This is a genomic window from Mesorhizobium sp. WSM4822, assembly GCF_055811155.1.
This window is the reverse complement of record NZ_JBVVQM010000011.1, coordinates 91,050-109,257: the sequence shown is the minus strand read 5'-3', so window position 1 is coordinate 109,257 and position 18,208 is coordinate 91,050. Positions and strand designations below refer to the sequence as shown.

The 18,208-nt window shown below is 63.4% G+C and carries 18 protein-coding genes and 1 tRNA gene; 9 read left to right on the top strand and 10 right to left on the bottom strand.

The window, feature by feature from the left end:
• Positions 1 to 201: 201 nt before the first annotated feature.
• Together AC0L3E_RS24100 and mgtE are read left to right on the top strand one after the other, a co-directional pair.
• Entirely contained in the window at positions 202 to 2,106 is a 1,905-nt protein-coding gene (locus tag AC0L3E_RS24100) for an ABC transporter ATP-binding protein/permease (RefSeq protein ID WP_473605796.1), read from the top strand.
• Between the two features lie 273 nt (positions 2,107 to 2,379).
• Positions 2,380 to 3,744, top strand: coding sequence for a magnesium transporter (mgtE, locus tag AC0L3E_RS24095; protein WP_473605795.1), 1,365 nt, complete (start codon positions 2,380 to 2,382; stop codon positions 3,742 to 3,744).
• A gap of 60 nt (positions 3,745 to 3,804) precedes the next feature.
• Here mgtE and gor read toward each other — a convergent pair whose 3' ends face one another.
• The 3 genes from gor to rpiA form a co-directional block, all read right to left on the bottom strand.
• On the bottom strand, positions 3,805 to 5,196 hold the full coding sequence (gor, locus tag AC0L3E_RS24090; protein WP_473605794.1) for a glutathione-disulfide reductase: 1,392 nt from the start codon (positions 5,194 to 5,196) through the stop codon (positions 3,805 to 3,807).
• 117 nt (positions 5,197 to 5,313) lie between these two features.
• Positions 5,314 to 5,916, bottom strand: a complete 603-nt coding sequence (locus tag AC0L3E_RS24085; protein WP_127318742.1) for a DUF2059 domain-containing protein — start codon at positions 5,914 to 5,916, stop codon at positions 5,314 to 5,316.
• Complete coding sequence (gene rpiA, locus AC0L3E_RS24080) at positions 5,903 to 6,634, bottom strand: ribose-5-phosphate isomerase RpiA (protein WP_127271162.1); 732 nt, start codon at positions 6,632 to 6,634, stop codon at positions 5,903 to 5,905. The genes AC0L3E_RS24085 and rpiA overlap by 14 nt, the downstream gene beginning before the upstream one ends.
• A 632-nt stretch (positions 6,635 to 7,266) precedes the next feature.
• On the opposite strand from rpiA, the gene AC0L3E_RS24075 reads away from it, so the two are divergent.
• Together AC0L3E_RS24075 and AC0L3E_RS24070 are read left to right on the top strand one after the other, a co-directional pair.
• A complete protein-coding gene (locus AC0L3E_RS24075; protein ID WP_473605793.1) occupies positions 7,267 to 7,950 on the top strand; it encodes a phosphoglycolate phosphatase in 684 nt (227 codons plus the stop codon).
• 138 nt (positions 7,951 to 8,088) lie between these two features.
• A tRNA-Val gene (locus AC0L3E_RS24070) sits at positions 8,089 to 8,163 on the top strand.
• Between the two features lie 50 nt (positions 8,164 to 8,213).
• Here AC0L3E_RS24070 and AC0L3E_RS24065 read toward each other — a convergent pair.
• Entirely contained in the window at positions 8,214 to 8,567 is a 354-nt protein-coding gene (locus tag AC0L3E_RS24065; protein WP_128310018.1) for a hypothetical protein, read from the bottom strand.
• A 672-nt stretch (positions 8,568 to 9,239) separates the two neighbouring features.
• On the opposite strand from AC0L3E_RS24065, the gene AC0L3E_RS24060 reads away from it, so the two are divergent.
• A complete protein-coding gene (locus tag AC0L3E_RS24060; protein ID WP_127332369.1) occupies positions 9,240 to 9,497 on the top strand; it encodes a PepSY domain-containing protein in 258 nt (85 codons plus the stop codon).
• A gap of 350 nt (positions 9,498 to 9,847) precedes the next feature.
• On the top strand, positions 9,848 to 10,333 hold the full coding sequence (locus tag AC0L3E_RS24055; RefSeq protein ID WP_164749075.1) for a hypothetical protein: 486 nt from the start codon (positions 9,848 to 9,850) through the stop codon (positions 10,331 to 10,333).
• A 145-nt stretch (positions 10,334 to 10,478) separates the two neighbouring features.
• On the opposite strand, the gene AC0L3E_RS24050 is transcribed toward AC0L3E_RS24055, so the two are convergent.
• The 3 genes from AC0L3E_RS24050 to AC0L3E_RS24040 form a co-directional block, all read right to left on the bottom strand.
• A complete protein-coding gene (locus tag AC0L3E_RS24050; RefSeq protein WP_128309806.1) occupies positions 10,479 to 11,369 on the bottom strand; it encodes an arginase family protein in 891 nt (296 codons plus the stop codon).
• 166 nt (positions 11,370 to 11,535) lie between these two features.
• The gene (locus tag AC0L3E_RS24045; protein ID WP_128309805.1) at positions 11,536 to 13,428 is read right to left on the bottom strand and encodes a L,D-transpeptidase family protein; all 1,893 of its coding nucleotides are present in this window, start codon (positions 13,426 to 13,428) and stop codon (positions 11,536 to 11,538) included.
• A gap of 209 nt (positions 13,429 to 13,637) precedes the next feature.
• The gene (locus AC0L3E_RS24040; RefSeq protein WP_473605792.1) at positions 13,638 to 14,384 is read right to left on the bottom strand and encodes a 3-oxoacyl-ACP reductase family protein; all 747 of its coding nucleotides are present in this window, start codon (positions 14,382 to 14,384) and stop codon (positions 13,638 to 13,640) included.
• Between the two features lie 98 nt (positions 14,385 to 14,482).
• Here AC0L3E_RS24040 and AC0L3E_RS24035 point away from each other — a divergent pair, with 98 nt between their 5' ends.
• Both AC0L3E_RS24035 and AC0L3E_RS24030 read left to right on the top strand, forming a co-directional pair.
• Positions 14,483 to 15,097 (top strand): TetR/AcrR family transcriptional regulator, encoded by a 615-nt coding sequence (locus AC0L3E_RS24035; protein ID WP_473605791.1) that lies wholly within the window; start codon positions 14,483 to 14,485, stop codon positions 15,095 to 15,097.
• Between the two features lie 55 nt (positions 15,098 to 15,152).
• Positions 15,153 to 15,548 carry a rhodanese-like domain-containing protein gene (locus tag AC0L3E_RS24030; RefSeq protein WP_127270856.1) on the top strand — a complete coding sequence of 132 codons (396 nt, stop codon included), beginning with the start codon at positions 15,153 to 15,155 and terminating at the stop codon, positions 15,546 to 15,548.
• 13 nt (positions 15,549 to 15,561) lie between these two features.
• On the opposite strand, the gene AC0L3E_RS24025 is transcribed toward AC0L3E_RS24030, so the two are convergent.
• Positions 15,562 to 16,470, bottom strand: a complete 909-nt coding sequence (locus AC0L3E_RS24025) for an alpha/beta hydrolase (RefSeq protein WP_127322532.1) — start codon at positions 16,468 to 16,470, stop codon at positions 15,562 to 15,564.
• A gap of 47 nt (positions 16,471 to 16,517) precedes the next feature.
• On the opposite strand from AC0L3E_RS24025, the gene AC0L3E_RS24020 reads away from it, so the two are divergent.
• Positions 16,518 to 16,970, top strand: coding sequence for a MarR family winged helix-turn-helix transcriptional regulator (locus AC0L3E_RS24020; RefSeq protein ID WP_023813960.1), 453 nt, complete (start codon positions 16,518 to 16,520; stop codon positions 16,968 to 16,970).
• 17 nt (positions 16,971 to 16,987) lie between these two features.
• On the opposite strand, the gene AC0L3E_RS24015 is transcribed toward AC0L3E_RS24020, so the two are convergent.
• Together AC0L3E_RS24015 and AC0L3E_RS24010 are read right to left on the bottom strand one after the other, a co-directional pair.
• Complete coding sequence (locus tag AC0L3E_RS24015; protein WP_128308541.1) at positions 16,988 to 17,599, bottom strand: pyridoxamine 5'-phosphate oxidase family protein; 612 nt, start codon at positions 17,597 to 17,599, stop codon at positions 16,988 to 16,990.
• Positions 17,600 to 17,672: 73 nt separating this feature from the next.
• Positions 17,673 to 18,026 (bottom strand): gamma-butyrobetaine hydroxylase family protein, encoded by a 354-nt coding sequence (locus AC0L3E_RS24010; protein ID WP_128308540.1) that lies wholly within the window; start codon positions 18,024 to 18,026, stop codon positions 17,673 to 17,675.
• Positions 18,027 to 18,208: the final 182 nt, after the last annotated feature.

Genomic DNA, 18,208 nt, shown 5'->3' with positions numbered 1-18,208 from the left:
CACGGCAACGGCTGCCGGGGCAATCCGGTCGGGCCGGTTTTAAATTAATGGAAAATGATCAATTGGTGTTACCATCCGTAACAAAAGAAAAAAGGTTTGGGCGGGATCGTGATTCGGGTCGGTAGACCATCGCAAGAGTCAGTACCGGAAAAAACACCTCGCGATGCCGCAGGGCGATCGCTTCTGACGCCGGTGTCGTCGATGCGCAGCTTCTGGGGCCTGATGCGGGCCTACTGGGTTTCCGACCGCTGGAAGGAAGCCTGGACGCTGACGCTGGTGATCGCGGTGCTCACCGCGCTGTCTAGCAAGGCCGGTGTCTGGTTCGCCGAAGCCTCCGGCGAACTGGTCAATTCGATCGCCTTCTTCCATGACGCCGCCAACACCACGCCGCTTCGCTCGCTGCTGGTCAATGCCGGCGTCCTCGTGCTGCTGGTCGTACTCAAGGACGCTGGCTTCACCGGCATCCGCAATCTTGTCTCGGCGACATTGCACCGCAAATGGCGCGGTTGGCTGGACAGCCGCTTCAATGAAGCGCTGCTGGATGGCAACCATACGCATTTCCATGCCCAGCATGCATCGACCGGCAGCGGCGCACCGGCCCCCGACAACATCGACCAGCGTGTCCAGGAATCCATCAAGGACATGACCGGGGGCGCCATCGGGCTCGCCATGGGCGTACTGGCCGTCGCCACCTCGCTCTTTTTCGTCGGCCAGAAGCTGCTCGAAAACTCCGTCGAGGTGAAGGGGCTGGAGTTCCTCGGCAGCTATGGCAGCGCCATCCTCGCCTTCCTGGCCGTCGCCACCTATGTGCCGCTGAACACATGGATCGCCGTCAAGCTCGGCGGCCTGCTCGAGCGCCTCAACGTCAGGATGCAGAAGGCCGAAGGCAGCTATCGCGGCGAGCTGACGACGTTCCTGCGCCGCTCCTTCCATGTCGCGGCGTCTCAGGGCGAAGGCGTGCAAAGGACCATGCACGGCCGGCTCTATGTCGATATCGACGGCACCTGGACGCGGCTGAACATCGTCAACACCGTCTATATGTCGTTCGAACTGATCTACAATTTCATCGGCGCCCGCATTGTCGCCTATGGACCCGGCCTCGTGCCGTTCATCCACAACCGCCTCGATCTGAAGGGCTATATAACCGGCTCCGAGCTGGTCAATTCTCTGATCGGCCAGTGTTCGTGGTTCATCCACGTCATGCCCGCCATCGCCACGCTGCGCGCCAACAGCCAGCGTGTCACCGAACTGGCCAACGCGATCGAGAATGTCCAGCATCCCCAGGAATTCTACAGCCAGACCGGCCGCTCCGATTTCCACTACACCAGCCAGAACCCGGTTTTCGGCCTGACCATCCAGAAGCTCGAACTGGCGCATCAAGGCGAGGATGCGACGCCCTTCCTCAGCGCCGCCAATTTGCGCTTCCGGCGCGGCGAATGGACTTTCCTGAAGGGCGAGTCCGGCTGCGGCAAGACCTCGCTGATCAAGGCGATCAACGGCCTGTGGCCCTATGGCCGCGGCACCATCGTCTTCCCCGAAGGCGTGAAGAGTTTCTATGCCGCCCAGGAGGTCAAGCTGCAGCCTGTGTCGCTGAAGCAACTGGTCTGCCTGCCGGGCTCCGAGCACGACCATGGCGACGCGCAGGTGGCGTCGGCGCTGCACAAGGCCGGGCTTGGCGACTTCATCGAGCACATGGCCGACGAAAGCCGCGAAGGCAAAAGCTGGGACCATGTGCTGTCGGGCGGCCAGAAGCAGAAGCTGGTGGTGGCTCGCATCGTGCTGCAGCAGCCGGGGCTGCTGTTCCTTGACGAGGCGACCGGCGCGCTCGACCCCGACGGCAAGGTCGCCTTCCACCAGGCCATCAAGGACAACTGCCCCGATGTCACGGTGATCAGCGTCATGCACGAAGCGGTTGCGCCGAGATCGATGAGCGGCAGCGAATTCTATCACAGCATCGTCGCGATCGCCGACGGCGTCGCCACCAAGAAGCCGCTGGTTCCGACCCTGCCCGCCGAGCTCACCACCATTCTCGTGCAGCCCAGGCCGGTCCCAAGGCCGGTCGAAGACAAGTGGCTGCGTTTCTCGCGCCGGCTGAAGCAGAAATAACGGTTATTCCACCCCGGTCTGCCGAGGCGAACGGCAGCCGGCGATCACAGTCTCGCGATCTTGGCCGCTCGTCGGCATTTTCCCTCCTCACCGCGATTGACACGGCAAGGCGCGCTCCTATGTTGCGCCCGCTTGCAGATAGTAAAAACGCGAACCCGCAAGCGGAAAGGTCACCGCGCCATGCCTGGCGACAGTCACAGTCGAACGCAACAGCCGTCCGCCCTGACGTGACCTCACATGGTTCATGTCCTGCCGGACGGCAAGGAGTGAGCCATGAACGAAATTACCACAGTGGCAAGCGACGAAGCCGTCGCGATTGCCCGTATCCTAGCCAACGATCACGTCGCCGACATTGTCGAGGCCCTCAACAGGGAGCCTCGAGAGAACGCGACGGAACTGCTCTGTGAAGTGACGTTCGAACGTCTGGTCGAGATATTCGATCAGCCGGAACTCGACGGCGCGTCCGAACTCATGGAGGCGCTGCCGCGCGCCAAGGCGGGCAAGCTGCTCACCGCCATGTCGGTCGACCGTGCCGCCGACATCCTGCGCGAGCTGGAAGAGCCGGCCCGTTCCGAGCTGCTTGGCGGGCTTGCGCCGCCGCTGCGCGCAACGCTGCTGTCCATCCTCGGCTATCCCGAAGGCAGTGCCGCATCGATCATGACGACGGAGTTCGTCAGCGTGCCCTCGGACTGGACCGTCGGGCAGACGCTCGACTACATCCGCAAGGTCGAGCGGACGCGCGAGACCGTCTACGCGATCTATATCGTCGATCCGCAGACGCACCTGCTTGTGCGCTCGACGGGCCTGCGCCGGCTGATCACCGGTGAGCCTGACGATCCGATCATGACGGTGGCGCCGGATCACCTTCCGGTGACGGTCGGCCCGCTGACCGATCGCGAAACCCTGGCGCAGACGATTTCCAAATACGATCTGCTCGCCCTTCCGGTCGTCGACCATGGCAAGATCCTAGGCATCGTCACCATCGACGACATCATCGACACGATGGTCGCGGAGACGACCGAGGACGCGCACCGTTTCGGCGGCATGGAGGCGCTGGACGAGCCGTACATGAAGATGAGCTTCCTCGCCATGATCAGGAAACGCGGCGGCTGGCTGTGCGCGCTGTTCATCTCGGAGATGCTGACGGCCAACGCCATGCAGAGCTATGAGGGCGAGCTGGAGAAGGCGATCGTGCTGACGCTGTTCATCCCGCTGATCATGAGCTCCGGCGGCAATTCAGGCTCGCAGGCGACCTCGCTGGTCATCCGCGCGCTGGCGCTGCGCGAGATCGGTCTTGGCGACTGGTGGCGGGTGGCGCTGCGTGAGCTGCCCACCGGTTTGGTGCTGGGCGCCATGCTCGGCGTGGTCGGCGTCTGCCGCATCGCGCTCTGGCAGTATATGGGCTTCTACGATTATGGCCCGCACTGGCCGCTGATCGCCACCACGGTGGGGGCTGCACTGGTCGGCATCGTCACCTTCGGTTCGCTGTCGGGGTCGATGCTGCCGTTCGCCTTGAAACGTATCGGCTTCGACCCTGCCAGCGCATCGGCGCCGTTCGTCGCTACGCTGGTCGATGTCACCGGGCTGGTGATCTACTTTTCGGTGGCGCTGGTGATCCTGCGCGGCACGCTGCTGTAGCGACTATCTCCGCCGTGGCATGACCTTGCCGCGGCGGAGTTCCTCAACCCGGATTTGCCGTCAATCGACGCGCTCGCCGTCCTTCACGCGATAGGTCGGCTTGTACATGGTGACCAGTTCTTCCGCCGCTGTCGGATGCACGGCCATCGTACGGTCGAAATCGTCCTTGGTCAGGCTGGCCTTCAGCGGGATGCCGAGCAGCTGCGCCATCTCGCCTGCATCCGGCCCCAATATGTGGGCGCCAAGCACTTTTTTCGACGCGCCATCGACCACCAGCTTTATCAGCATCTTCTCGTCGCGCCCGGACAGCGTGTGCCGCATCGGCCGGAATGTCGCGCGGTAGATCTCGATGTCGGGGAAGCGCTTGACGGCGTCGTCCTCCGACAATCCGACAGTGCCGATCTCCGGCTGTGAAAAGACAGCGGTCGCGATCGTCTCGTGATCGGGCGCGGTCGGATTTCCCTTGAAGGCGGTTTCGATGAAACACATCGCCTCATGGATCGCCACCGGCGTCAGCTGCACGCGGTTGGTGACGTCGCCGATCGCCCAGACGTTGTCGATGTTGGTGCGGGAATATTGGTCGACGGCGATGGCGCCAGTCTTGGTCATCTCCAGTCCGATGCCTTCCAGGCCCATATTCTCGGTGTTGGGAATGCGGCCGATGGCCAGCATCACCTGGTCGACGGTCAGCACCTCGCCGCCGCTGACGAGCGCGTCGAGCCGGCCGTCCGGCCGCTTGCGGATCCATTCGGACACGGAATGGCAGAGGATCCTTATCCCCTTTTTTTCCATCGTCTCGTGCAGCATGCGCCGCAGGTCCATGTCGAACCGGCTGAGGATCTCCTTGCCGCGATAGACCAGCGTGGTGTCGACGCCGAGACCGTGAAAGATGTTGGCGAACTCGACGGCGATATAACCGCCGCCCTCGATCATGATCGCCTTGGGCAATTCCTTGAGGTCGAAAGCCTCGTTGGAAAAGATGCAATGTTCATGGCCGGGCAGCGCCGGATGCGCCGCCGGGCGGCCGCCGGTGGCGATCAGGATCTGGTCTGCTGTGACGGTGCGATCCTCGCCCAGAAGATGCACGACATGCGGATCGACGATCATGGCGCGCGAATGGAAGGTCTCGCCGCCGGCGCCCTCGACGTTCCTGACGTAGATGGCCTCCAGCCGGCTGATCTCGTGATCCTTGTTGGCGACCAGCGTCTGCCAGTCGAAACTGGCTTCCGGCACCGTCCAGCCATAGCCGGCGGCGTCGGCGAAATGCTCGGGAAATTGCGAGGCATAGACATAGAGCTTTTTCGGCACGCAGCCGCGGATGACGCAGGTGCCGCCATAGCGATATTCCTCGGCGATGCCGACTCGCTTGCCGAGAGCCGCGGCGACACGCGCCGCCCTCACCCCGCCCGAACCGCCGCCGATGACGAAAAGATCGTAGTCGTAACCAGCCATGACGCGGCTCCCAGGCTTCAGAAATGTGTCAGACAGGTAGGCCGCAAACCGTCAAAAGAAAAGCCCGGACAGGCCGGGCTTTCGCGGGAGGCCGCAAGGCCATTTGAAAATGCGGGGTCAGTTGTTGTCCGCAGGGGCCGCGCCATCGGCGGGCGCTGCGCCATCGGCCGGAGCGGCGGCTCCGGCGGCGGGCGCGGCAGGTGCAGCCTGCGCCTTTGCCTTGGCGGCTGCGGCCAGCGTTTCGCCGACCTGCTGGGCGAGATCGCGGCCCAGGCCGTTCTGCCAGATGTCGGCTGCCTTGACCAGTTCGCGGGTCACCGTCGGGCCGCTATCGAGCAGCTTCTTGCCCGAATCGGAATTGTAGAAGGCGGCGATGTCGGTCAGTTCCTTTTCGGAGAACACTTTTGCGTAGGCAAGTGCGGCTTCCTTCTCGAGGTCGGCGCGGCGCGAGGCCAGCGCCAGCGCCTTCTCGCTGATCGTCTTGCCGATCAGTTCCTGCATGTCCGGGTTCTTCTGGATCAGCTGCGATTCGAGCGCTGCGGCTGCCTGCGGCAGGATGTTGTCGAACGGGTCGGTCGCGTGGATCGCAGCGACCGCCGCGCGGGCGGCCTTCAGGTGCGATTCCGTGACATCCTGCGAAAACGCCGGCGAAGAGAAGGCGAAAACGGCCGACGCCGCCAGAAGGACGGAAAGGCTGCGAACCCGGTTATGCAACGTCATGATCGGTAGAACTCCCTGGTTTTCGGGCGGCATGGACGGTTTGGATACCGTCGCCGCCGGCGATGATGGCCGCTGAAGCCAGCCCGATGAAAAGACCATGCTCGACAACGCCCGGAATGGCGTGCAGAGCATTCGAAAGCGCTCTTGTATCCGGAATGCGGCCAAAAGATGCATCGAGGATAAAATGGCCGCCGTCTGTAACAAAAGCCTGGCCGCCCGTCATCCTCAATGTGACCGGCCCGGAAAGACCGAGCTTTTCAGCCGCCGCGGCAACCGCGATTTCAGTGGCGCGCAGGCCGAATGGATTGACCTCGATCGGCAGCGGAAAACGGCCGAGCGTCTCGACCATCTTGGAGCGGTCGGCGATGACGATCATGCGCTGGGACGCCGCGGCGACGATCTTCTCGCGCAGCAGCGCGCCGCCGCCGCCCTTGACCAGGGTCAGTTCCGGGTCGACTTCGTCGGCGCCGTCGACGGTGAGGTCGAGCTCTGGCGTTTCCTCCAGCGTCGACAGCGGTACGCCAAGCTCACGGCAGAGCAACGCGGTGCGCTCCGAAGTCGGCACGCCGATGACGGTCATGCCGGTGGCGACCTTTTCGGCAAGCAGCCGCACGAACTCTTCGGCCGTGGTGCCGGTGCCGATGCCGAGCCGCATGCCTTCGCTCACATGGGCGAGTGCTGCCCGCGCGGCCTCGACCTTCAACTGCCTTGCATCCATGTGGGTTCTGCCCCGGAAATTCGCTGCCGGGCTCGTAGCATTTTTGCCGGTCCGGTCAAAGCCCCAGGCGGCGGGTCCCCAGGTGATCCTGCGTAGGAATTATTTCCTTGACCGGTGAGGGCAGCTATGCTACATTTTTGGTTATGGTGCTGATTTGCGCCAACGACCCGCCGCTGTGGCGGGTTTTTCATTTCTGGAAGCTCGCCGCGAAATGTCCGGTCCGATGGGGCCTGCTTGCCCGGCGCGCTCGCCCAGGACAATCGGTTCAGGTTTTGGAATTCGCCCCGTCACCCTTTTCCTGACGCTGGCGCCGCCCCTCACCTGCCTACCGGCATCCTCTCCCCGTATAGTGACGGGGAGAGGGACGCTCTCATCGGTGGTTTCGCCAATCACCAGCGTTGCAAGAAGGGCGCCGTCATTGCGGCCAGCCACTTCTCCCCGTCACTATACGGGGAGAAGTGCCCGGCAGGGCGATGAGGGGCAGCGCCGGCTTCCACAATTGGTGGTCCCGCCACACGTTGAAACTGTCACCGGTCTGAAGCGATTGCCAAGCCGGCTTGCCCCCAGTCAGCTTGCCTTGACGCGCCGCAGCCGCTATCGCCTGCCCATTGCACACCTGCCCAGGACAGACCATGACCCGACCGATCATCGTGTTCGACCTCGACGGTACGCTGATCGACACAGCGCCGGACCTGCTCGACAGCCTGAACCACAGCCTTGCCGCCAGCGAGATCGCCGCGGTCGACGAAGCCGGCTTCAGGCGTTTTGTCGGTCACGGCGGCCGGGTGATGATCGAGCGGGCGCACGCCGCCCATCAGCGATCGCTTGCCGTCGAGGAGCACGACCGGCTGCTGAAACTTTTCCTCGACCACTACACACTCAACATCCCCGGCAAGTCGCGCCCCTACCCCGGTGTCGTCGAGGCGATCGCGCGCTTCGAGAAGGCCGGCTATATCCTCGCCATCTGCACCAACAAATACGAAGCCAACTCGCTGGCGCTGATCGAGGCGCTCGGCCTGACCAAACATTTCGCCGCGATCGCCGGCCAGGACACGTTCGCCTTCCGCAAGCCCGACCCGCGCCATCTGATCGAGACCATCAAGCTGGCCGGCGGCGACCCGCACCGCGCGCTGATGGTCGGCGATTCGCAAACCGACATCGACACGGCAAAAGCCGCCGGCATTCCCGTGGTGGCGGTCGATTTCGGCTACACCGACCGCCATGTCCGCGAATTCGAACCCTCGGCTGTGATTTCGCATTTCGACGCGCTGACGCTCGATCTGGCGCAAAGGCTGATCGCCGCTGCCGGAAACTGACGGAATGCGGCCAGCGTCGGTCGGAGACAGGGCGCAAAGCACAGCAAAACCGATCCCTGTCAGAACGCCGGACAGCGCCTTGACTTACCGCACCCGCCTCCCTTATATCGCGGCTCGCTTGGCCTTCGGGCTACGAGCGGGCGATTAGCTCAGCGGGAGAGCACACCCTTCACACGGGTGGGGTCGCAGGTTCAATCCCTGCATCGCCCACCAAATCCTTACGGAAGTCGGCGATGTCTGGAGATGCGCCGGTCGAGCCGCGATCAGCGCTTCATCGATTGCAGGATGGCCTGCATGTGCTCTTCCAGGTCGAGTTCACCCCGAGCCTCAGCGGTCAACAGGTAATCGGCCTTGGCCTGGCGGTCGCCTCGGCTGATCGCCGGATAGGAGCAGATGGCCAGCAAGGCTTCCTGTTCGATCCGGTCTGCCCTCTTGCGTTCGTGGCTGCTGCTGCCCGCTTGATGAACAACCCTGTGAAGCCCGACATAGCTGGCTTCATGGGCTCCGATCAGCGCCCGCAATTCGGGCGAAGCCCCTTCCGCTTCGGCAAACGTCGGTTCAATGGCCGAGGCCACGGCGGTGAACGCAAGAAGTGTACGGCGGGTGATTTCGGGCATGCCTCGTATCCTGCTGTCTGATCATGCAGGCACACCATAGCACCGGCGCAACGGTTCGAAGAGATGCTCAGGAACGCGACCGCACTGTCTGCTGACAAAATGTATTCGCTTCCGTAGCCCGCCCGCCCAGCAGCCGGTGTGGCCTTAAGTCGCAATGATTGGCTTGCGAAAGCAGGGTTTCGGGCTTCAATGACGCTGCGATCATCACCACATGGTGATCCACAGCCCTCCAAAACGAGAGAAGCTCGCTTTGACGCGGTCGCACAGCGGCCGTCAGCCGGCAATGGCTATGAACCAGGAACCTGAAAAACCATGCCAGAAAATGTCAGACCGATTTCGAAAGACGTCCCCCTCATTCAGCTAGGCGTCTATCAGTGCCGCTTCCCGGTGAGCGAAGACCGGTCGGTACCCGGCGGTTATCGTTTCTGTGCTGGGCCAACTTCGGCGGATCGCGTCTATTGCGATCACCACCACAGCATCGTGACCGCCGTCGACCCTCGTCGAACCCGTTCAGGTCTCCACCCCGCTCAACGACGCGCCGCGTAAGTCAAGCGGGCGGCGGCCCTCATTCGGGCAGCTGCAAACCGGTGGACTGAATCGGCACGCATTCCGGCTGCGGAACAAACCGGCACGCCAGCGAGTTTCTGTCCGACGGAAACTTGAGGGAAAGCCATGTCCAGATTGCTGCTGGCGACCAGCGTCGCCGTTCTTCTCGCCGGCGGGCCAGCTTTGGCGGCGGACGACAAGCCGCTGCCGCCGCCCAATGCCAAGAAGCTGTCGGAGATCATCGCCAAGGTCGAGCAGCGCGACGGCTTTCGCTATGTGGACGAGGTCGACTGGGACAGCGGCGCCTACACCGTCACCTATTACACGGCGGACAAGGCAAAGGTTGAAATCACCTACGATCCTGTGACGGCGGAGCCGAAATAGGGTTCGCCGCATCAAATTAGCCAGCCTTCCCGGCGCCGGCGCCGCCCCTCACCTGCCTGCCGGCATCCTCTCCCCGTATAGTAACGGGGAGAGGGACGCTGTCATCGCGCATTTCGCCAATCGCCAGCGTTGCGAGGTTGGCGCCGGCGTTGCGGCCAGCCCCTTTCTCCCCGTCACTATACGGGGAGAAATGTCCGGCAGGACAATGAGGGGCAGCGCCGATTTTGGCGATTGGCGTTCTCCGCTGCAAGTCGGACTTGTCGTTGGCCTAAAGCGATTGCCCTTGCCAACCGTCGCCCCCCTTGCGTCAGTCTCGCTTTGATGGCTGACTGTGCGCGCCGCATTGGGGGATGGGGATGGCGACGGCGAAGCACGTAATGAAGCGCATATTGATGATGTTGGCCGGCTACTTCGTGTCGGTGCTGGTCGGCCTGATCGCCATCGCGGTGATCTATGGCGTGCTCAGTTCCTTGCCCAACGCGCCCAGCTATTTCGACGTCATGGGCGTTTCGCCGATCGCGGTGCTGCTGGTGCCGCCGCTCGGCATGTTCGTCTATTTCCTGACCATCGTGGTGACCGCGCTGCAGACGCTGATCTTCGCGCTGATCGCCGAGTTCTTCTCGCTGCGCAATGTCCTGCTGCACATGGTTTTCGGCGCCGGCGCCGCGGTCGGCGGCTTCGCCTTGATCTGGCCGAGCGCGCCGGAGGATATGGACCCGGAGCGTTGGGTCGACATCGGCATCATCGCCGCTGCCGGCCTTGTCGCCGGGTTGCTCTATTGGCTGATCGCCGGGCGCGACGCCGGCTTCCGGCGGCCACTGTTCGAGCGCTACTAGCTTGCAGACTCATAATCGCGGAGCCACGCCGATCGGCTCATGCGGAACCTTGAAACAGATTCCGCCGCAATATGAAGGCAGTAGAAAAACGACCTCAAATCGGTCGCTTCTTGCTGCGCCCGAGAGCAGGCATGGCTCGTCATCGTCATGGCGCTGCTGTTCCGAGCGCAGCGGCCAGTACGTCGGCGAGGCCGCGTCCGGCGCTGCCGTCCTCATCAAGGCGCGGATTGTAGATGGTGATCTCGAGGCCGACTGCCTTGCCGCTCGCCAAGGCAAGCCGGAGCGCGGCCGTTAACTCGTCCCACGACAACCCGCCTGGCACGCGAAAATCGACAGCCGGCATGATGACATCGTCGAGACAGTCGGCGTCGAGATGGATGAAGAAGCCGTCCAATTCCGCTCTCGTCAGGTGATCGACCGCTTCGCGTGCGGCGGCCTCGATGCCCGTGGCGCGCACAGCGGGAAGGTCAAGCACCTTGAGCTCCTCGGGGAGCGGCTGGCTTCCGTACTCCTCCTGATCCTTGTGATCGCGATACGCGAAGGCGACAGCGTCTTCAGGGCGGACCAGAGGACCGCGACCTTCGATGTCGGTCAGCAGCGACGGACCGTAGCCGGTGACGAAGGCGAGGTCCATCGAGGCACCCTCACCATTGGGTTCCGCCTCTGGCTGGAAGAAATCGGCGTTGCCGTCAATGAAGAGCAAGCCGTAGCGGCCGCGCCGTCGAAACGCGAGCGCCGAGCCCAGCACGATCGTGCAATCCCCGCCCAGCACCACTGGAAACCCGCCTGCGTCAAGCACCGCTTCCACGGCGTCGGCGAGCTTGGGCGACCACTGCGCAATTGCCCTGGCGTTCAGGGTGCCGGTCTCGGGATCGGGCGTCGGGTCCTTCGGAGGCACAGCCAGCCGCCCGGCGCGGCGCGCCTGGATGCGCTCCGCAAGGCCAAGGTCCAGGAGCCGGCCAGGCAAGCGCTCCACACCGTCGGTCGCCAGGCCCAGCGTGGAGGGGGCTTCGAGAATCGCATAGCGGCTCGACACAGGCGCCTCCGCTTCGAGCGCTCAACATCGTTCGTCCCTGCCGAAACACAGTTGCGTTTTGAGCTTGTTCGATAACGATAGCCGCCGCTCCTCGTTCCCTCTCGGCCGCCTTTCCGCTTTCGGTCATGCCGTATTTATGAGTTAACGGCCTACCGAAAGCCCTGGATCAACTCGAAGGCGAGCGAACCGCCTCCGTTGCGTCCAGAGCCTGCTTCAGGCGCGAGTCGCGGTCGTAGACGTCGCCGAAATATTCGACCTTCCCGGACAGATCAGGCCAGGCGGTGAAATAGGCGACATAGACCGGGATCGTGCGTGTCACATTCTCGGTCGAGTGGCCGTGCTTCAGCTTCTCGGCGATATAGTCCACGGAGGTGCCAAGCACCGCCGCCGCCATGCCGCGCGGGTCCTGCAGCCGCACGCAGCCATGGCTGAGCGCGCGCATATCTCGCTGGAAGAATGATTTCTGCGGCGTGTCGTGCATGTAGATCGCGTGCTTGTTGGGGAACAGGATCTTCAACTCGCCCAGCGCGTTGGCCTCGCTCGGCTGCTGGCGCACGCTGTAGGGGATGTTCGCGCCATAGGCGCCCCAGTTGACCGCCGACGAAGGAATGCGCTTGCCGCGCGAATCCGTCACCTCATAGCCGGACCGGTCGAGATAGCCCGGATCGTTGCGCAATCTCGGCAGCATCTCGTTGACGATGATCGATTGCGGCACGCCCCAATAGGGATGGAAATCGACCTGCTTGATCTGGTCGTAGAAGAAGGAGGTCTGGTTGGTGGTCCGGCCAACGACGACACGCGTCTTGAGCTTTTCCTCGCCATTGTCGATGTAGCTCGCGGTGAAGGCCGGCTGGTTGATGAAGACGCGCGGGCTGCCAAGATCGGAGGGCAGCCAGCGCAGTTCCTCGAGCGCCACTTCCACCTTCAGCAGCTTGTCGGCCTTGGATGTTCCGGCCAGCGTCGCGACGGTGCGCGGGCCGATGACGCCGTCGCCCTTCATGCCTGCCTTTTGCTGCACGGCCTTGATGACCGGGACTAGTTCCGGATCATAGACTTCGCTGGTGGCCAGCCTGGACAGGATCTCGCCATAGGCGCCGCCCATCTCGTCATCGAGATTGCGCGCGATCAAGGTCAGCAGCTTCGGCAGTTCGGGGCTGGTTTCGCCCGGCTTCAGCAACAGTTTGGGGTCGACGACGATTTCGTTTTCCGCACTGGCCTGCAGAGATTCGAGTTCGACGCGCAGCGCCTGGTATTCCGCATTCTGCGGATGCCGCGATTCGAGATAGGTGCGCACTTGCTGGGTATGCGCCAGCGTCCTCAGCACGCCTTGCAAGTCGAGCGGCTTGGCCGGGAAATCATAGTAGCCGGTCATGCGGTTGGGATCGACGCGGCCGTTCTGGGCGTCATGGGCATAGCGCAGCACACGCGCGGAAAGCGCCATCTCGAAACGGACGAGTTCTTTCAGTTGCGCATTGGCGTCAGTCGTCGATGCGCCGGCAGCGGGCACTTCGACCGTATAGTCGGCGGGCGTGAGACCATAGCTTGAAGCCTCGCCAAGCACCCGCACCGCATCCTGGGCACGGCTGTTGAGGCTGGTTCCGCTTATCCAGATGAAATCCGGATTGGCCGAGTAATACGCGATCAGCGCCTTGGCGATATCGGGCTCGGCTAAGAGTTCGTAGTCACCCAGGCTGGCAACCGCTTCACGAAACGCAGCGCCCGTTGCCGACGGCACGAAAGCCGCATCCTGTGGCGTCGCCGGCTCTGGCGTCGGGGCCAGCGCCGAGAAGTCGACGCGAACCAGCCGGTCCGCCTTGTAGGTGTAATAGGATGGGCTGCTGATTCTCGCGCCGCCACCGCCACCGCTGGCCGGAGCCTTCGGTTTTGGTTTGTGCTTCGGTGGCGGGGGCGGAAACTCGCCTTTCGGCGCATGCTTTACGCCGCCGCCGAAAAGCATGTCGAACAGCCCCTGCGCGCCTGCCTGGGGTACACCGAAAGCCAGCGTTGCCGTGACTGCCAGCAGCGGCATCACGGTTGCTTTGTTTCCGAGGAATCTCATGAATCACCCGCTCCGGCCGCAACCGGTTCCCGTTCCGCACGCTAGATCGTCCCGCTCACCGCATGGCGGATGTAAGGCGCGACTATACTGATTCATACCGATTTCGTTAAGCTTTCATAAATTTTGGAAAGCCTGTTGCAGAACGGTTTCACAAGATCGTGACGGCTGGAGCGGAGGGTTGTTCCGCCCCAGCCGGAAATCTCTCGGGATCAGGCGTTGGCGCCGCCATCGATGGTCAGGGCAGCGCCGGTTACGAAGCGGCCTTCAGGGCCTGCAAGCCAGGCGACCATGCCGGCAATGTCATCGGCCTTGCCGAAACGCGGTGTTGCCATTTTCCGGCGCTGATGCTCGGCATGCGGGCCGTCGGCCGGGTTCATGTCGGTGTCGGTCGAACCGGGATGGACGACGTTGGCGGTGATGCCGCGCGGGCCGAGGTCGCGCGCCAGCGCCTTGGTCAGGCCGACCAGCGCCGCCTTGCTGGCCGAATAGGCCGTGAGGCTGCCGTCGGTCGCCCTCTCGGCAAGGTTGCTGCCGATCGAGATGATGCTGCCGCCCTCACCCATATGCACGGCCGCCGCCTTCGAGGCGATGAATGGAGCCCGGAGATTGACCTCCATAGTCTCGTCGAAATCGGCGAGCGACAGCGTGTCGATGGGGGCGGCCCGCCAGATCCCTGCGCTGTTGACCAGGATGTCGAGCCGGCCGAAGGCGGTCACTGCGTCATCGACGGCCTTGTCTATGGCCACCGCATCGCGGTTGTCGGCCTTGACCGCGATGGCGCGGCCGCCCTTGGCCTCGATTTCGGCGACAACCGAGCGGGCCTGCTCCTCGCCATGCACATAAGTCAGCGCGACGCTGGCGCCATCGGCCGCCAGCCTCCGCGCAATCGCCGCGCCGATGCCGCGACTGCCGCCGGTGACGAGCGCGGCCTTGCCGCCCAGTTGGTTGGATGACATCGATTTCTCCTTTTGTAACGATCGATACATAAATATCTGTCAGCCTTGCCCGTCGGCGTCAACTTAATTATGTATCGATCAACACAGAAAAGAGCATCATGCCGGAACGAGGCCGCCCCCGCACTTTCGATCGAACCGCAGCCCTGCGCCGCGCGATGGAGGTGTTCTGGGCCCGTGGTTACGAAGGCGCATCGATGAGCGAGCTGACCGCCGCCATGGGCATCAACTCGCCCAGCCTCTACGCTGCCTTCGGCAGCAAGGAGGCGCTGTTCCTGGAGGCGACGGATTTTTACTCGCACACCGAGGGTGCCGACATCTGGCTGGCGCTGGAGGAAGCTCCGACCGCGCGGCAGGCGATCGAACAATTCCTGAGCCTGACGGCGAGGGCCTATGCGCAGAGCGATCGTCCGCAGGGCTGCCTGATCACGCTGGGCGCACTGCATCAGGATTCGAGCCGCGGCGCCATCTGCGACGACCTGCGCCGTCGTCGCGCCGAAAACCACACCGCACTGCAGAAGCGTCTGGAGCGCGGCGTTGCCGAAGGCGAATTGCCGGCGGATTTCGACTCTAGTGCTGCCGCGACTTTCTTCGCCACGGTCCAGCACGGCATGTCGATCCAGGCGCGCGACGGCGCCTCGCATAATGCCCTGCTGGCGACGGTAGCCGGGGCCATGGCGGCCTGGAGGACGCTGGCCGGCGGCAGCGCGGCGTGACAAACGCCGGCTGGTGTGCTCGAAATCCGCCAGCAAGGCCGGGAGGGATGAGAGCGTGAAAAAGGGTTATCGCGAGCTGCTGGACGAGGCGAACGCCGTGATCGAGGTGGTTTCGCCGGAGGAGGCGGCCGGGCTGATCGACGATGAAGACACCATCTTCGTCGATCTGCGCGATCCACGCGAAGTGGAACGCGACGGCAAGATTCCCGGCGCCAAGCATGTCACGCGCGGCATGCTGGAGTTCTGGATCGACCCCGAAAGCCCTTACCACAAGCCCTTCTTCGCCTCGGGCAAGAACTTCGTGTTCTTCTGCGCCGGCGGCTGGCGCTCGGCGCTGGCCACAAAGACGGCGCAGGACATGGGGCTTTCGCCGGTCAAGCACATCCTTGGCGGCTACACCGCCTGGAAGGCCGCCGGACTGCCGGTCGAACCCGGCGAGAAGAAGAAATAATCTCGACCGCCGCTCAGTGCAGCAGCAATGGCTCGCGATTCGCCACGAAGCCAACCGCGCGTTCGACCACGCCCTTGTCGGCGAGAATGCGGCGGTGGCCGAGCCCGTCGGCCCAGTAGAGCCGCACATGGCCGCCGGCGCCGGCATAGCGCCTTGCATGATCGGCCGAGACTTCGCGGTCGTCCTGCGCATGGATGACCAGGGTCGGCACCGGCGCCTGGGCGAGCTGACGGTCGCCGGTGAATTCGTGCAGGGGTCGGCCGGAAAGATGCTCGACCCGGTCCGCCATGGCGGCTTGCGAGCGCGGGCCGACATTGAGCATGCGGCTGAAGTCGGCAAAGATCGCCGGCAAGGAACTTGGCGCCGCGATCAGCACCAGGCGTCCGGCCGCCAGTGGCGGGATGTTCTTGACCGAACCGGCGATGGCGTTGGCGGCGACGGCGCCGCCGAAGGAATGGCCGACCGCTGCCACGAAGGGGCCGAACCATTCGCCGGCAACCCGCACCGCATCCACCGCATTGACCATGTTCAGGCGCCGGCCCTGCGACTGGCCGTGGCCGGGCAGGTCAAGCGAAACGACCCGGTGGCCGGCGGCGCGATAACCTTCGATCAAGGCGCGCATATATTCGGTGCGCGAGCGCCAGCCATGGACGACGAGCACCGTGCCGGCGGCCGCCCTGCCCGGCTCCGGGCGGAACTCGTGCACCATGACGCAGCCGGTCGCGGTCTTCAGCCGGTGATGACGCGCCTCGGTCATGAACCCGGCCGCACGGTCGACAGCACGGCGCTCGCCATCGCTGAGCGCCTTGACATTCGGGGTGCGGCAGAACAATTCGAACGCCGCGCGTCCGCTAAGCCGCGGCGCGACACGCTCTGCCGCACCGAACACGCTCCGGATGACCTTCAGCCCGAATGATGCCATAGTGAAAATCCATCCATACGTTCAAGCATGAACATAATAGTTCAAAGATGAACAATAAACAAGAGCTGCCTTGGGATAACCCGCGTTTCCGCAACTGGGTCGCGGTGGCGCGCGCCTGCCATGTGCTGGAGCGCACGCTGGCGGTGAAGCTTGCGCCGCTCGATTTGAAACCGGCGCAGCTCGACGTGCTGATGAACCTCTATCGCCACCCCGGCATGTCGCAGCACGATCTTGCCCGCAAGCTGCTCGTCGGCCGTTCCAACATCACCATGCTTTTGCCGCAGCTGGAAGCGCGTGGCCTGCTGCGCCGCGAAGGCGACGAGAAGGACAAGCGCATCCTGCGGCTCGCGCTCACCGAGGCCGGCGAGGCGCTGTTGATGCAGGCGCTGAAAGTGCACATGGCGCTGATAGAGAAGGCGATGAGCCAGTCTACGCCGGAACAATGTGACATGATCGGCGAGCAGATGCGCAAGATCTATGATGTGCTGAAAGAGGCGTGAGGGCTTTTCAGCCCAACCTACCACATCGTCTTCTTCGCCCGCTCCGGCCATTCCTTGTCGTAGGTTTCGCCGTCGATGTTCCTGCGGCTGGTGATCTCCAGGATCTGTCCGGGCGTCGGCAGCAACTTCGGGTCGACATGCCTTGCTGCGTTCCAGAGCTCGGAGCGGACGATGGCCCGGGCGCATTGGAAATAGACCGAATCGATGTCGATGACGGTCACCGATCGCGCCGCCTTGCCATCCACCGTGAATGATGCGCACAGCGCTGTATCCGTCGTGATATGAGCGCGGCCATTGACACGCAACGTCGTGCCGGAGCCCGGCACCAGGAACAGCAGGCCGACGCGTGGGTCGCGGATGATGTTTTTCAGCGAATCGGCGCGGTTGTTGCCGCGACGGTCCGGCATCATCAGGGTTTTCGGATCATGGATGCGCACAAAGCCGGCGAGATCGCCGCGCGGCGAGCAATCAAGCCCCTCCGGCCCGCTGGTCGCCAGCGCGACAAAGGGCGAGGCTTCGATAAAGGCGGCATATTCGGGAATGATTTGGTCGAGTTCCTTGACCAGCGAGGCCTCGCCTGGAACCCCATAGAGCGCCTCGAGCTGTTCGACCGTGGTGATGACGGACATTTTTCTCGCCTCCAAACCTTTGCCGGCGCTACGCCATCTCGATGACGTTTTGACGACAGCGAGCGGAATCAATCTAGTGATCCCGGCTCAGGCCCTTTTCCGCAAGCTCCGCGAGATAGGCCTCCCAGCGCGCATCCTTCTCGTGGCCGAGCGTGTGCAGGTAATTCCAGGTGAAGATGCCGGTGTCGTGGAAATCGTCGAAGGTGATGCGCACAGCATAGTTTCCGACCGGCTCGATCTTGAGGATTGCCACATTGCGCTTGCCGGGGACCGTCACCCGCTGCTCCGGCGAATGGCCTTGCACTTCGGCTGATGGCGAGGCGACGCGCAGCAGTTCCGCCGGCAGTTCGAACGGCCGATGGTCGGGAAAGGTGACGGACAGAAGTTTGCGGTCCTTGGAGACCCTGAGCTCTTTCGGTGCGGTCATGCTGTTCGATCCCGTCTCATCCACCCTTCCCTACGCCGCTTCGCCAAACGGGAAAAGGCCTGATGAGACCGACCGACATGCGATGTCGGCTGAGAGATGTTACCAAAGATCGAGAGGCGCTATCTTGAACAGCAGGCCGGATCGTATCACATAGCGGTATATAACGAAGCCGTTCACGGTCA

Coding starts and splice junctions, on each gene's coding strand:
- AC0L3E_RS24100 (WP_473605796.1), top strand. CDS start 202: ATGCGCAGCTTCTGGGGCCTGATGCGGGCCTACTGGGTTTCCGACCGC.
- mgtE (WP_473605795.1), top strand. CDS start 2,380: ATGAACGAAATTACCACAGTGGCAAGCGACGAAGCCGTCGCGATTGCC.
- gor (WP_473605794.1), bottom strand. CDS start 5,196: ATGGCTGGTTACGACTACGATCTTTTCGTCATCGGCGGCGGTTCGGGC.
- AC0L3E_RS24085 (WP_127318742.1), bottom strand. CDS start 5,916: ATGACGTTGCATAACCGGGTTCGCAGCCTTTCCGTCCTTCTGGCGGCG.
- rpiA (WP_127271162.1), bottom strand. CDS start 6,634: ATGGATGCAAGGCAGTTGAAGGTCGAGGCCGCGCGGGCAGCACTCGCC.
- AC0L3E_RS24075 (WP_473605793.1), top strand. CDS start 7,267: ATGACCCGACCGATCATCGTGTTCGACCTCGACGGTACGCTGATCGAC.
- AC0L3E_RS24065 (WP_128310018.1), bottom strand. CDS start 8,567: ATGCCCGAAATCACCCGCCGTACACTTCTTGCGTTCACCGCCGTGGCC.
- AC0L3E_RS24060 (WP_127332369.1), top strand. CDS start 9,240: ATGTCCAGATTGCTGCTGGCGACCAGCGTCGCCGTTCTTCTCGCCGGC.
- AC0L3E_RS24055 (WP_164749075.1), top strand. CDS start 9,848: ATGGGGATGGCGACGGCGAAGCACGTAATGAAGCGCATATTGATGATG.
- AC0L3E_RS24045 (WP_128309805.1), bottom strand. CDS start 13,428: ATGAGATTCCTCGGAAACAAAGCAACCGTGATGCCGCTGCTGGCAGTC.
- AC0L3E_RS24040 (WP_473605792.1), bottom strand. CDS start 14,384: ATGTCATCCAACCAACTGGGCGGCAAGGCCGCGCTCGTCACCGGCGGC.
- AC0L3E_RS24035 (WP_473605791.1), top strand. CDS start 14,483: ATGCCGGAACGAGGCCGCCCCCGCACTTTCGATCGAACCGCAGCCCTG.
- AC0L3E_RS24025 (WP_127322532.1), bottom strand. CDS start 16,470: ATGGCATCATTCGGGCTGAAGGTCATCCGGAGCGTGTTCGGTGCGGCA.
- AC0L3E_RS24020 (WP_023813960.1), top strand. CDS start 16,518: ATGAACAATAAACAAGAGCTGCCTTGGGATAACCCGCGTTTCCGCAAC.
- AC0L3E_RS24015 (WP_128308541.1), bottom strand. CDS start 17,599: ATGTCCGTCATCACCACGGTCGAACAGCTCGAGGCGCTCTATGGGGTT.
- AC0L3E_RS24010 (WP_128308540.1), bottom strand. CDS start 18,026: ATGACCGCACCGAAAGAGCTCAGGGTCTCCAAGGACCGCAAACTTCTG.